Source organism: Saccharopolyspora sp. NPDC045839 (assembly GCF_056431645.1).
On sequence record NZ_JBWKKH010000002.1, the window covers coordinates 440,769 to 453,418 of the forward strand.

A 12,650-nucleotide genomic window follows, 5' to 3' on the forward strand; every position below is an offset into this window, starting at 1 on the left:
AAAAACTCTACCCGAGCCACCCCCTCCTCTACCATTCTTTTTTTTTTTTTTTTTTTTTCCCCCCCCCCCCCCCCCCGCCCCCCCCCCCCCCCCCGTCCCCCCCCCCCCCCCCCCCCCCCCCCCCCCCCCCCCCCCCCGCCACCGTCAAGGCCTGGTGCTCCTGTTCGTGCCCCGCCGGGGAGGTTCATGCCCCGGCGGGGCGGGCGAAGCGCAGGGTTCGGATTTCGAAGGGCCGCAGCCGCAGGTCGAATGCGTCGGTGGTGGCGTCGGGTTCGGCGAGCGGCCGTTCGAGGAGGTCGGTGCGGGTGACCGAGGTGGCCGGGAAGGAGATGGTCAGCCGGGCGCGGGCGCGGCCGCCGCGCGATTCGTAGAGGCGGACCACGAGGTCTCCGCTGCGGTCGTCGGCGAGCTTGACCGCTTCGATGACGACGGCGTCGTTGTCCACGGCCACCAGGGGCACGACGGGCCGCGAGCCGTTGATGGTGCGTTCGGGAAGGTTGATGCGGTAGCCCTCGCGGCTGGCGTCGCCGATGTCCGCCCCGACGACCAGGGCGTAGCGCAGGTGGTGGCGGCCGTGGTCGGTGTCGGGGTCCGGGAAGCGGGGCGCGCGCAGCAGGGACAGGCGCACGGTGGTGGTCGTGCCGCCGCCGGGGCGGGTGTCGCGGGTGACGTCGTGCCCGTAGGTGGCGTCGTTGACCAGGGCGTGGCCGTAGCCGGGTTCGGTGACGTGCAGGAACCGGTGGGCGCAGATCTCGAACTTGGCGGCGTCCCACGAGGTGTTGGTGTGGGTGGGGCGCATGATGTGCCCGAACTGGGTTTCCGCGGCGGAGCGGTCGGCGTGCACGTCCAGCGGGAAGGCCGCTTTGAGGAGCTTCTCGGTTTCGTGCCAGTCGATGTCGGTGTCGATGTCGACGCGGCGGGCGTCGGCGGCGAGGCTGATGCGCTGCTCCACTGTGGACTCGCCGAAGCGGCGGCGGATGCGGACGGTGCCGTTGTCGAGGTCCAGCTCGTCGAGCTCGGTGAGGTCCCGGGTGTGGTGCCGGTAGAAGGCGTCGAGATCCCACGCGTCCCAGGCGTTGGGGTGGTCGGCGTGCAGCTGCAGCAGGTTCGCGGGGCCGGCCAGCGCCTCGCGTTCGGCGGCGTGGTCGTAGACGGAGGTCAGCAGCCCGCGGTGGTCGACGGTGACGCGCAGCAGGCCGTTGTCGAGGGTGGTGGTGCCGTCGGGGTGGCGGGTGGCCGTCGCCGCGGCGGCGGTGTTCGCGGTGGCCGCGCCGAGGGCGGGGACGCCGTTGCGGCTGTGGGGTGCGGCGTTGAAGGTCAGCGGCCCGGCGGGTTCGCCGGCCAGGGCGCGCAGCGCGCCGGTGATGATCGCTTCGAGTTCGGTGGCGATGCGGGCGTAGGCGGCTTCGGCTTCGCGGTGCACCCAGGAGATCGAAGAGCCGGGCAGGATGTCGTGGAACTGGTGCAGCAGCACCTGCTTCCACAGCCGGTCCAGTGCGTCGTGCGGGTAGTCGCGGCCGGTGGCGATGGCGGCGGTGGCGCACCACAGTTCGGCTTCGCGCAACAGGTGTTCGCTGCGGCGGTTGCCCTGTTTGGTCTTGGCCTGCGAGGTGTAGGTGCCGCGGTGCATCTCCAGGTACAGCTCGCCGGACCAGACCGCGGGGCCGGCGTGGTCGGCTTCGGCGGCGGTGAAGAACTCCTCGGGGGTTTCCAGGCGGACGCGCGGGGAGCCTTCGAGGTCGGCGGTGCGGTAGGCGCGGGCGAGCATTTCGCGGGTGGGTCCTCCCCCGCCGTCGCCGTGCCCGAAGGGCAGCAGGGAGCGGGTGGCGTAGCCGTGCTCGGCGAAGTTGTCGGTGGCATGGGCGAGTTCGGCGCCGCTGATCTCGGAGTTGTAGGTGTCGGCGGGCGGGAAGTGGGTGAACACCCGGGTGCCGTCGATGCCTTCCCACCAGAAGGTGTGGTGCGGGAACTTGTTGGTCTGGTTCCAGGAGATCTTCTGGGTGAGGAACCACCGCGAGCCGGACTGGGCGACGAGCTGCGGCAGGGCGGCGCTGTAGCCGAAGGAGTCGGGCAGCCACACCTCGCGGGTTTCGATGCCGAACTCCTCGAGGTAGAAGCGCTTGCCGTGGACGAACTGGCGGGCCATGGCCTCGCCGCCGGGCATGTTGGTGTCGGCTTCCACCCACATGCCGCCGACCGGCACGAACTGCCCGGTGTGCACGAAGGTGCGGACTCGGTCGTAGAGCTGGTGGTGGTGCTCCTTGATCCAGGCCAGCTGCTGGGCCTGGGACATGGCGAAGTGGAAGTCGGGGTGCTCGGCCATCAGGGCGGTGACGTTGGCGACGGTGCGGGCGACCTTGCGGACGGTTTCGCGCAGCGGCCACAGCCAGGCGGAGTCGATGTGGGCGTGGCCGACGGCGGAGATCACGTGGGCGCTGGGGTGCGCGGGCCGGGCGAGGACGTCGGCGAGGGCGTCGCGGGCGGCGGGTGCGGTGCCGGTGATGTCGTGCAGGTCGAGGCGGTCGAGCATGCGTTCCAGGGCGCGGAGGATCTCGTGGCGGCGCGGTGAGTCGGCGGGGAGTTGCCGCATGAGCTGGTCGAGGACTTCGGCGTCCTGGACGAGTTGCCACACGGGTTCGTCGAGGACGCCGAGTTCGGCGCGGCGCAGCCGGTACAGCGGCGGGGTCGCGGTGGTGGGTTTGGTGCCGAGGTCGGTGGGCCGGAATCCGTTGTCGCCGAGGATGATCGGGTTGGCGGCGGCTTCGACGTACCAGGTGCGGTGCCGGCCGGCGGAGTTGCGGCCGGCGGGCAGGTGGGTGTTGCGGGGGTTGAGGCCTTTGATGGGGGTGCCGTCGGCGTTGTGGGCGAGGCCTTCGCACTGGAATCCGGGGCGGTCGGCGTCGAAGCCGAGGTCGACCACGACTTCGACGGTGCGGCCGTCCCAGTGCGGTGGGATGGTGGCGCTCAGCCGGAACCAGCTGGTGCCCCAGGCGGGTCCCCAGGCTTCGCCGATGCCGGCGGGCGCGTAGTCGGCGCGCAGGGCCTCGGCGACGGGCACGGGTTCGCCGGGCGCGTGCCAGACGGCGATGTCGCAGGGCAGCGTTTCGGCGTAGTAGGCGGGTCGCAGGCGTTCGGCCAGCACCCGGTCGAGGCGCTGTTCGACGATGCGGCGGTCGTCGTGCATGTGCTCCCCCGATGCGCTCGGTGTGATCGTGATCATGCTGGCACATCTCGGCGGCGGGTGGGCAGCTGCGAATCGGGTGGTGGCGCGGTTGCCGACCCATAAGTAGGGACGCATCCTGCGGGTGTCCACCCGTCGGCGCGGAAAGGCGACGTCATGGCGACCTGCGAAGTCTGCGGCAATGATTACTGGATGACCTTCGAGGTGCACACCGTGGGCGGCGGGGTGCACACCTTCGACTGCTTCGAATGCGCTGCGCAGCGACTCGCGCCGCAGTGCGAGCACTGCGGGACCCGGATCCTCGGGCACGGGGTGGAGGCCAGCGGCCGGTTCTTCTGCTGTGCGCATTGCGCGCGTCAGTCGGACATGGCCATGGCCGGGGAGCTGCGCGACACCGTCGGCGCGCATCCCGGTTGATGGTCCGCCCGGGGCATGCACGCAGCGTCGGCGAGGCCTAACGGGCGTGCCCCTTTCGATGGATGAACACCTATCCGAATCTTCGTTACCAATACGTTATGAATTGCGAGAAACACGTGAGCTACCTGCGACGACATGGCGGGTGAGACGGCTTTTTCCCGCCTGGTTCGCGCCGGTTGTCGCGTCCGGGATTGACAACGGGGCGAAGCACCGTCGACTTATCCCCTCGAAGTTAGTGGAGGACGCCCCGATGGCAGGTCTGGTTCGCTGGCTGGGCGGTATGGCACGTGAGATGCAGCGGGCTCGCATGGTGATGCGGAACCCTGCGTCGAGCAGCCAAGCCCGGCGCTGACGTCCGTCAGTACCCAACCCTGCCCGGCCGCTCGGCCGGGTGCGGTCGAGGCATCGGTCCGGCGGCCACGCGCCGCGACGCAATACCGGGGCAACCAACAACCGGGCGACCGATGCCGGAACCTGCTGAAGACACTGGTGCCGTGGCCGGCCGGCCACGGCACCAGTGCGTTTAGGGCGCGATCAGGGCGCCCAGTCGACGACCGGCCCCATCGACCGCGTGAACCTCGACCGCGGCATCAGCCGCATCGCGGCGTTGCGCGCCGCGACCGGCACGGGTGCCGACCAGTGGGCGAGTTCCCCGATCCGCCGCGACCGGCGGGCGATCATCTGCGTCCGCGGCCTGCGCAGCCGGTCGTAGTCGGCCAGCCCCGCCGGCCCGGCGCCGGCCACGGCCGAGGCGAGCACCACCGCGTCCTCCAGTGCCTGGCACGCGCCTTGCCCCAGGTTCGGGGTCATGGCGTGAGCGGCGTCGCCGAGCAGCGCGACCTTCCCGGCGACGTAGGTGTCCAGGTCGGGCAGCTCGTAGGTGTCGTTGTGCAGCACGTCGGCCTCCTGCGCCGCGCCGAGCAGCGCCGGGATCGGGTCGTGCCAGTCGCGGAAGCGCTCGCGCAGTTCGGTCAGTCCGCCGCCGCGGGATTGCGGGGCGTTGACCATGGCGTAGCAGTAGGTGCGCCCGTCGGGCAGCGGCGAGTAGCCGAAGCGTTCGCCCCTGCCCCAGGTTTCGGCGGCCTCGCCGACCGGGCGGGTGGCCACGATCATCCGCCAGGTGCTGTAGCCGGCGTAGCGGGGCGCGGGTTGCGGGCCCCAGATCGAGCGGCGCGTGGTGCTGCCGATGCCGTCCGCGCCGACGACGAGATCCGCGGTGGTGGTGCCGGCGCTGTGCGCCACGGTCCCGTCGCGGTGGACCTCCCGCACTGTGATGCCGGGCCGCAGCGCCTCGGCCGGGATCGCTGCGCGCAGCACTTCCAGCAGGTCGGCGCGGTGCAGCATGGCCCATTGCCCGTAGCGGCGCCGGAGTTCGGTTGCGTCGTTGCGGGAGAGCCAGCGTCCGGTGACGTCCTTGATCCCCACCGGCGCCTGGTCGAGGGCCCGCCGCCGGACCTCCTCGCCCAGGCCGAGGCGGTCGAGGGCCCGCAGGGCGTTGGGCAGGATGGCCAAGCCGGCACCGACTTCGGTGAATTCGGGGGCTCTTTCCAGGACCTCGACCTGCCAGCCGCTGCGGTCCATGGCGACGGCGGTGGCGAGGCCGCCGATGCCGCCTCCGGCGATGATCGCTTTCACCCCGGCCTCCCGCAGTGGGCATCGATGTTCCACAGGTCCATGTCAGCGTTCCTCTCACCGGTCGCGTCGCCGCAGGTGAGCCCTGCGCGACGACCGCCACCACACGGCGGTCAGGAGCAGGAACGCGATCGCCGCCGGGATCCACCATCGGACTTCCACGTGACTCCTTAATGTCTCTAAATTTGTTTAGAGGCATTAAGTATGCATAGATGATCTAGGGTGTCAATGACGGGAACGAGGAGGTCTACACATGCCACCGCAGACCACGAGCCGACGGGACCGGCTCCGGCAGGCCACCCTGGACGAGATCCACGAGGCGGTGCGCACGCTGCTGACGACGAAGGGTTCGGCCGCGGTGACGATCAACGCGGTCGCCCGCGAGGTGGGGATGACCGGCCCTGCCCTCTACCACTACTTCGCCGGTCACGACGAGCTGGTGGGTGCGACGGCGGCGGGTTTCTGCCGCGAACTGACCGAAGCCATGCTGGCCGCCCGCGACGCCCATCCCGCCGGTGCGCACGCCCGGCGGTTGCTGGCCGCCTGCCGCGCCATGCGGGACTGGGCGGTGGCCCACCCCGCCGAGTTCGGCTGGATCTTCGCCAGTCCCCTCGCGCCGCCCAACCGGCAGCCGGACTCCGCGCGCCACGTCGCGGGGCAGCGTTTCGAGCAGGTCTTCCTGGACCAGGTCGCCGAGTTGTGGCAGGCCCGGCCGTTCCCGGTGCCCGAGTTCGCCGGCCTCGACCCGTCCCTGCGGGAGCAGCTGGGCGCGTATTCGGAGTCGCTGGCGGGGCGCCTGCCGCCGGAGGCCGCGCACGTGTTCCTGTCGTGGTGGATCCGGCTCTACGGCCTGCTGTGCATGGAGGTCCTGAACCAGCTGGACTTCGCCTTCTCCGACCTGCACCCGGTCTTCGAGGACTGCCTGCGCGAGATGTGCGGCGGGCTCGGCCTGGACTACGAGCCCGCCGGCTGAGGCCTGAGGTCAGTCGCGGGGCCGCAGGCCCGCGAGGGCGATGTCGACGAAGCGGCGCCAGTCGCCGATGGCCGCGCGGCTGACCGTCGCCAGCGCTCCGACGATCATGTACAGGTCGGCCGCGGTCACCTCGGCGGCCAGGGTGCCGTCGGCTGTGCCGCGTTCGACCAGGGTTTCCCCGAATGCCAGCAGCCGGGTGCTCACCTCGCCCTGCGGTGCCATGGAGCCCAGGACGGACTCGATGGCGCCGGAGAGGCCGCGTTCGTTCTCGTGGACTTCGCCGATGCGGCGCAGGAACGCGGTGAGGCCCTGCCGGGTGTCGGGGCCGGACAGGCACTGCGCCTCGCCGAAGGCGAGGATCGCGGCGAAGCGCTCCTCCGCGACGGCTTCGACCAGCGCCTGCCGGGTGGGGAAATGCCGGTAGACGGTGCCGACGCCGACGCCGGCGGCTGGGAGCGCTACCTCGAGGACGTCAGCGAGGCCGGGCAGACCCTGATGCGGGAGGACGGGAGCCGGGACTGGGTGAAGATCAACGAGATCGGCGTGCAGTACGGCATGCGCTACCACCTCGGCGACGCGGGTGGCGACGGCGGGGAGGCGGGCCGGTTCTTCGTCCTCGAGGCGGGGCAGGCTCGGCCCGGTCGCCTGCGGATTCCGCCTGCCTTCGCCGTCAAGGCACGCAGCGGTGACACCGGTGGGGCGTTCTCGCTGCTGGAAGTCGTCGTCGCCCAGGAGATCCCCCGGCACGTCCACCACGAGGCCGACGAGTGCATCTACGTGCTCGACGGGGCCCTCACCGTGGAGTTCGACGGGCGGGTCCACACCGCGACCCGGGGGCGGTTCGTGCTCCTGCCGCACGGTGTTCCACACGCCCTGCGGCCGGGGTCCGCGCCGCCGCCGCGCGTGCTGCAGATCTCCGCCCGGGCGGCTGGGAGTGCTTTGTCGAGGATCTGATCGAGGCCCGGGCCCGGGTGAGCTCCGGTGGCCGGCTGGATCCTGCCGCGCTCAACACCATCGCCGCGAAGTACCGGATCACCTACGAGGAATGAAACCCCGAAGTCCGATGTGGACGTCCGGGTGGCGGGCGGGCCCGCTCCGGGCTGCTGCTAGTGTTGCCGCATCGTGCGAGACCGAGGAGGTGAGACCCATTACCGCTGTTTCAGTCCGGGTGCTCTCCTTCCGCCGCCGTGACCGGCGTCGCTGAGAGCGCTCGTGGTCACCGAAAGGCACTTCTCATTCCTGTGTTGTCATCATCTTTTTCCGCTGTGGTGAGCAGCCTGCGCGCTGCTGGTTGTGTGTTCGCCGAGGACGAGGCGCGGCTGCTGCTGTCGGCGGCCGCCGACCCGGCCGAGCTTTCCGGCATGGTGCAGAGCCGGGTCGATGGCCTGCCGCTGGAGCAGGTGCTGGGCTGGGCGGAGTTCTGCGGTCTGCGCATCTCTGTCGATCCTGGGGTGTTCGTTCCCCGTCGCCGCACCGAGTTCCTCGTGGAGCAGGCCGCCGCGCTGGCCCGGCCGCACGCGGTCGTGGTCGACCTGTGCTGCGGTTCGGGTGCGGTCGGCGCCGCTCTCGCCGCGCGGCTGCCGGTGGAGTTGTTCGCCGCGGACGTGGATCCCGCGGCGGTGCGCTGCGCGCGCCGCAACATCACTGGTGAGGTCTTCGAAGGCGACCTCTACCGGGCGCTTCCGGTGGCGTTGCGGGGCCGCATCGAGGTCCTGGCGGTCAATGCCCCCTACGTGCCCTCCGACGAGGTCGATCTGATGCCACCAGAGGCGCGGCTGCACGAACCGCAGGTGGCGCTGGACGGCGGCGCCGATGGCCTGGACGTCCAGCGCCGGGTAGCGGCCGCCGCGCCGGAGTGGCTCGCACCGGGCGGACATCTGCTGATCGAGACCAGCCGCCGCCAGGCACCGCGCACCGCGGAGCTCTTCGCGGATGCCGGGCTGGTCCCGAGTGTGGCCGGTTGCGAGGAGCTGGACGCCACGGTCGTGGTGGGGGCCAATCCCGTGGCGCCGTAGTAGCGTTTTCCGGCTACCGGCCGGGCAGCTCCGAGGCAGTGTTCTCGAATCGGCGCAGGGACGTGTTCGTCAGCGCGAGCACGATGATGCCGACGACGCAGAGCGCTCCGCCGGAGAAGGCCGCGAACGCCGCGGATGTCGCGTCGGCGACCAGGCCACCCCGGAAGTTGCCCAGGTCGGGGCCGGAGACTCCGGCGATGTGGTCCACGGCGCTGACCCGGCCGCGGTGCGAGTCCGGCGTCGCCAGCTGCACGATCGCCCCGCGCGTGATCACCGAGGTGGTGTCGGCCGCGCCCGCCGCGGCGAGGCAGGTCAGCGCCAGCCACAGCGGCTGCGCCAGGCCGAACCCGGCCACGGTGGCGGCGTGCACGGCGAGCAGTCCGGCGGCCAGCAGCTGGATGACGGTCGTGACCAGCACCAGGCGCCGGCGGTCGACGGCGTCGGCCAGCGCGCCGCCGAGCAGCCCGAAGACGATCATCGCAACGGACTGGACGAGGCCGATCGCGCCGACCGCGAGGGGGCTGCGGGTGAGCTCCCACATCTGGAAGAGCACCGCGACCACCGTCAGCTGTCCGCCCAGGGCGGAGAGGGCGTTTCCCGCCCACAGGCGGCGGAAGGCGGCGCTGGTGCGCAGCGGCCGGGTGTCGAGCAGCCGGTCCGCCAGGCTCACGAGGACTGTTCCTGCGACCGCTGGAGGTGGTGGGCGATCCGGTCGTGGAACGAGCGCCGCGCCAGGGCCTCCTCCAGGTCCCGGACCACTTCGCTGAGCGGGTGCGGCAGTTCGCCTTCCAGCTCGCGGACGGCCTGTTCGGTGGCCCGCCACTCGGCTTCCAGCAGTGGGAGGAGCGCGTGGGCGCGTTTGGTCAGCGTCACCTGGCGGGTTCGCGCGTCGGTGCCCGCGATGCTGCGCACCAGTCCTTCGCGGCGCATGGCGCTCACGGTCTGGCTCATCGCCGAGTGGGTCACGTCCAGGGCGTCGGCGATTTCGCGGATGGTCATGGCGCCGCGGTGGCCGAGACGGATCAGGGGCATGACGAACCGCGGGCGGATGCTGTCCAGGCCCCGCTGCCGGTACAGCCGGCCGATCTCGTCGTCCATGTCGCCCAGCAGGCGGCGCAGCGGCTGCCAGACGCTTTCTTCTTCGGTCGGGTCAGGACCCCCAGTCGTCACCCGGCTGACTGTAACAGTGCTTATGTAAGTGCTGTTGCTCTTTTCGGGGAGGTTCCGTGACTTGGCACGAACGCACCCGGCGCCTGCAGGAACGATTCTGGCCCGCCCAAGCCGCCCTCGGGGAAGAGGTCCAAGCCCAGCTGCGCTACACGTATCAGGGCGACCGCGGCGACGGCGCAGGCCTGACCTACATCATCGAGACCTCGCAAGGCTCGCTGCTGTTTCAGGACACCGCCGGCTGCTGGGAGCCACCTACACCTACCCGCTGTTCAGTGCTGAGCCGAGCACACCCGACGCTGTCCGCTGAGGGATCGGCTACTGGGACGGGGCTGCGTGCGGGAGTCGGTGCGGCTGAGTTGCGGGCGTGACTTCACGCGCGTGCAGCACGACGTCGAAGAACTCGGACAGCGATCCGCCGGACATGCTGGCTGGCTGGGTGGGGTCGTAGCGCGGTCCGATCAACCGCAGCTTCGCTGGGGCGTCGGCGACGCGCCTCGCATCGGGGCCGCCCGCTCGGAGATCGAGCAGGTAGCGCTCAAGGTCCGTGCCCCCGAGTACGGCGTCGGTGAAGTCGGTCGGGGATGCGGGGACGAGCGCCGGCGTCCCGTCCAGGTCGACCGACCCGTGGTGGAACGTCAGGCCAGTCGACAGGTACTCGGTGCCGAGCTGCTCGCGCAGGTAGCTGCCGGCGTTGCGGCTGGTGACCCCGGCCCCGGCCTCGTTCGGCGTCCAGGCAACGCTGCGAGCGTGCCCGACCGCGCTGTGGCTCCCGCTCCAGTAGAGGATCCGATGGCCGGTGTGCACGCGCCATCGGAGCGTGTTGGCGGCGAGATACCGCTCGAGGACGCTCATGTCGTCTGCCGCGACGTCGACGAGGCCGACGAGGCGCACAGGATCGTCGGGATGATGCTCGTTGTAGGTGCGCATCCAGCGCAGCACCTCGAGGAACTCCGACACCCGCCACCATGAGTGGGTGTCGCTCAGCCGAGTCACGACGTCGCCGCGTCCGGTCTGCAACCACGCGTCGATCTCCAGGCCGGTCGTCCACTCGGCCTCGATCGCGAGCGAGCGGAACCCGAGCTGCTCAACGAGGAATCGCAGGACGCGGTGGGTCAGTTGGCTGAACTCGCGGGCGCCGTGGGCGCCCCGCGCGACGCCGACGACCGAGGCGTTGCCGACCATCGCGCGCAGCGGCTCGAGGTCAGTGAGCGGTGCTGCGGGGTCCGCGGTGCCCAGCGGGTGCGCCGCGCTGGTGATCCACTCGGTCGCCGCGATCATGCGGCACCGGCGGGGTCGTCGTGCTTGAGGCTGACGCCCGGGAACGCACGCAAGCGCGCGCCGTACAGGGCAGCGGTCGTCGCCGCCGTCATTGAGTCGGTCTTGTCGGTGGTCATTACCGGACAGTGCTACCTCGACCGCGGTCGAGGTCAAGAGGGATCGCGTTGGAGCTACCGCACCCGTCCCTGGCGCCGGGAAGGTGTCGCTGATCAAGCATCTCGCTCGAGGAACCCCTGCCGGACACCTCGCCAGCCGCGTCCCAGACCGTCGCGAGCTGGACCTGCGGCGTCTCAGATACCTGGACGGCACTCGCCTGCTTTGCGGCTCAGGACAGCTTCGGGAGTACTGGGCCTACGAGGTTGACGCGCCGCAGTTCCTCCGCGACGCCTTCGACTGCGACGAGGCGCACGACGGGCAGCAGCGTCGAGGGGACTGTGGTGATGCCGGCGCCGCGCGCTGTAGCGCGCCGGAAGCGGGCCGCCCGGCTGACAAGGGGCGGCCCGCTGGGCGGGGTCAGGCCAGGGCTTCGCGGTGTTTGGCGGCCAGCGTGACGTAGTGCTCGGCGGAGAGCTTGAGGCGGGCCTGTTCCTCTTCGGTGAGTTCGCGGCGGACCTTGCCCGGGGTGCCGGCGACCATCGAGCCCGGCGGGATCTCGGTGCCTTCCAGGACCACGGCGCCGGCCGCGATCAGCGATCCGGCTCCGATGCGGGCGCCGTTGAGCACCACCGCGCCCATGCCGATCAGGCAGTCATCTTCCACGGTGCAGCCGTGCAGGACCGCTTTGTGCCCGACGGTGACGCCGGTGCCGATCTCGGCCGGGAAGCCGGGGTCGGCGTGCACGACGCAGCCGTCCTGGATGTTGCTGCGGGTGCCGACGCTGATGTTCTCCTGGTCGCCGCGCAGCACGGCGTTGTACCAGACGCTCGCGCCGGCGGCCAGGCGCACGCGGCCGATGAGCGCGGCGCCGGGCGCGACGAACACGTCGGCGTCGAGCTGCGGGGCGATCCCGTCGATGGTCAGCGTGTGCGAGGGGCCTGAACTCACTTTTCCTCCTGTTTCTCCCGCTGCCGCCGCAACCACTGCAGCGCCACGTCGGTGTGTCCGTCCACTTTGGTCTCGATGCCGCCGAGGAAGGTGCGGTCGCCGTGCTCGGCGAGTTCGGTGAGCACCGCCTCGGGGTCGCCGGCCTCGATGACCGACAGCAGCCGCCGGTGGCGGGCCACGTCCTCGGCGAGGCTTTCGCGGCCCTGGCGGGCTTTCCGGTTCAGCGCCATGGACAGCATCATCTGCAGCTGCAGCGACCGGTAGGCGTCTTCGAGGCGCTGGTGCCCGGACAGGCCGACGACCGACAGGTGGAACTCGAAGGAGCATTCCATGAAGGCCGGTTCGTCGCCGGTGCCCGCGGCGTCGTCCATCCGCTGCAGGGCCTGCCGGCAGCGGCGCAGCCGGGCGGGTTCGGTGACCGGCACGCCCAGGCGCACCGCGAGGCGTTCGAATTCGGCGCGCAGGGTGCAGATCTCGTAGATGTCGTGCAGCGTCAGCGGGGTCACGATCACGCCTTTGCGCGGTACCTGCCGCACGAGGCCTTCGCGTTCGAGCACCCGCAGCGCTTCCCGCAGCGGTGGCCGGCTGATGCCCAGTTCGTGGGTCAGGCGGTTTTCCACGATGCGCTGCCCGCACAGCAGGTCGCCGCCGATGATCATGCGGCGCAGCGTCGCGGCGGCCAGCTCCACCAGGCTCGGTGGGCCGACGATGCTCGGGGCCCGGCGGGTCGCGGGGCTGTCTTCAACGGATCCGGTCACGTCCAGCAGTCTTCCCTTCCCGGGCCCGGTTCCGGCGCGCTTTCGCGCCGGTGCCGTGGCGCTGGTCCGCTCGGGGCAACCTCGTGGGGCAAAGCTTGTCAGCTCCGTTCTGCCTGCTGTAGACAAAAGTCAGGTGATGCCGATCACGGTATCCGGTTTCCGCCCGGATTTCTTGGAGCCGC

12 protein-coding genes are annotated in these 12,650 nt (G+C 71.0%); 4 read left to right on the top strand and 8 right to left on the bottom strand.

Annotated elements, in window-relative coordinates; all coding sequences use genetic code 11:
- Positions 1-184 precede the first annotated feature (184 nt).
- Positions 185-3,220 carry an alpha-mannosidase gene (locus AC07EQ_RS05025; protein WP_478386624.1) on the bottom strand — a complete coding sequence of 1,012 codons (3,036 nt, stop codon included), beginning with the start codon at positions 3,218-3,220 and terminating at the stop codon, positions 185-187.
- Between the two features lie 117 nt (positions 3,221-3,337).
- Between AC07EQ_RS05025 and AC07EQ_RS05030 the strand changes: the two genes are divergently transcribed.
- On the top strand, positions 3,338-3,598 hold the full coding sequence (locus AC07EQ_RS05030; RefSeq protein WP_093267697.1) for a Prokaryotic metallothionein: 261 nt from the start codon (positions 3,338-3,340) through the stop codon (positions 3,596-3,598).
- Positions 3,599-4,132: 534 nt separating this feature from the next.
- Here the strand turns inward: AC07EQ_RS05030 and AC07EQ_RS05035 are convergent.
- Positions 4,133-5,233, bottom strand: a complete 1,101-nt coding sequence (locus AC07EQ_RS05035; RefSeq protein ID WP_478386625.1) for an FAD-dependent monooxygenase — start codon at positions 5,231-5,233, stop codon at positions 4,133-4,135.
- A 250-nt stretch (positions 5,234-5,483) separates the two neighbouring features.
- On the opposite strand from AC07EQ_RS05035, the gene AC07EQ_RS05040 reads away from it, so the two are divergent.
- Positions 5,484-6,203, top strand: coding sequence for a TetR/AcrR family transcriptional regulator (locus AC07EQ_RS05040; protein WP_478386626.1), 720 nt, complete (start codon positions 5,484-5,486; stop codon positions 6,201-6,203).
- A 9-nt stretch (positions 6,204-6,212) separates the two neighbouring features.
- Here AC07EQ_RS05040 and AC07EQ_RS05045 read toward each other — a convergent pair whose 3' ends face one another.
- Positions 6,213-6,563, bottom strand: a complete 351-nt coding sequence (locus AC07EQ_RS05045) for an SbtR family transcriptional regulator (protein WP_478386750.1) — start codon at positions 6,561-6,563, stop codon at positions 6,213-6,215.
- Here AC07EQ_RS05045 and AC07EQ_RS05050 point away from each other — a divergent pair.
- A complete protein-coding gene (locus tag AC07EQ_RS05050; RefSeq protein WP_478386751.1) occupies positions 6,474-7,157 on the top strand; it encodes a cupin domain-containing protein in 684 nt (227 codons plus the stop codon). The genes AC07EQ_RS05045 and AC07EQ_RS05050 overlap by 90 nt on opposite strands.
- A gap of 314 nt (positions 7,158-7,471) precedes the next feature.
- A complete protein-coding gene (locus AC07EQ_RS05055; RefSeq protein ID WP_478386627.1) occupies positions 7,472-8,218 on the top strand; it encodes a putative protein N(5)-glutamine methyltransferase in 747 nt (248 codons plus the stop codon).
- A 13-nt stretch (positions 8,219-8,231) separates the two neighbouring features.
- Here the strand turns inward: AC07EQ_RS05055 and AC07EQ_RS05060 are convergent, their stop codons facing one another.
- The 5 genes from AC07EQ_RS05060 to AC07EQ_RS05080 form a co-directional block, all read right to left on the bottom strand.
- Positions 8,232-8,888: an MFS transporter gene (locus AC07EQ_RS05060; RefSeq protein ID WP_478386628.1), complete on the bottom strand. Its 657-nt coding sequence runs from the start codon at positions 8,886-8,888 to the stop codon at positions 8,232-8,234.
- Entirely contained in the window at positions 8,885-9,388 is a 504-nt protein-coding gene (locus AC07EQ_RS05065) for a MarR family winged helix-turn-helix transcriptional regulator (RefSeq protein WP_478386629.1), read from the bottom strand. The genes AC07EQ_RS05060 and AC07EQ_RS05065 overlap by 4 nt, the downstream gene beginning before the upstream one ends.
- Before the next feature lie 315 nt (positions 9,389-9,703).
- On the bottom strand, positions 9,704-10,666 hold the full coding sequence (locus AC07EQ_RS05070) for an erythromycin esterase family protein (protein ID WP_478386630.1): 963 nt from the start codon (positions 10,664-10,666) through the stop codon (positions 9,704-9,706).
- 513 nt (positions 10,667-11,179) lie between these two features.
- Complete coding sequence (locus AC07EQ_RS05075; RefSeq protein ID WP_452612532.1) at positions 11,180-11,710, bottom strand: gamma carbonic anhydrase family protein; 531 nt, start codon at positions 11,708-11,710, stop codon at positions 11,180-11,182.
- Complete coding sequence (locus tag AC07EQ_RS05080; protein WP_478386631.1) at positions 11,707-12,468, bottom strand: GntR family transcriptional regulator; 762 nt, start codon at positions 12,466-12,468, stop codon at positions 11,707-11,709. The genes AC07EQ_RS05075 and AC07EQ_RS05080 overlap by 4 nt, the downstream gene beginning before the upstream one ends.
- Positions 12,469-12,650 lie beyond the last annotated feature (182 nt).

Coding starts and splice junctions, on each gene's coding strand:
- AC07EQ_RS05025 (WP_478386624.1), bottom strand. CDS start 3,220: ATGATCACGATCACACCGAGCGCATCGGGGGAGCACATGCACGACGAC.
- AC07EQ_RS05030 (WP_093267697.1), top strand. CDS start 3,338: ATGGCGACCTGCGAAGTCTGCGGCAATGATTACTGGATGACCTTCGAG.
- AC07EQ_RS05040 (WP_478386626.1), top strand. CDS start 5,484: ATGCCACCGCAGACCACGAGCCGACGGGACCGGCTCCGGCAGGCCACC.
- AC07EQ_RS05070 (WP_478386630.1), bottom strand. CDS start 10,666: ATGATCGCGGCGACCGAGTGGATCACCAGCGCGGCGCACCCGCTGGGC.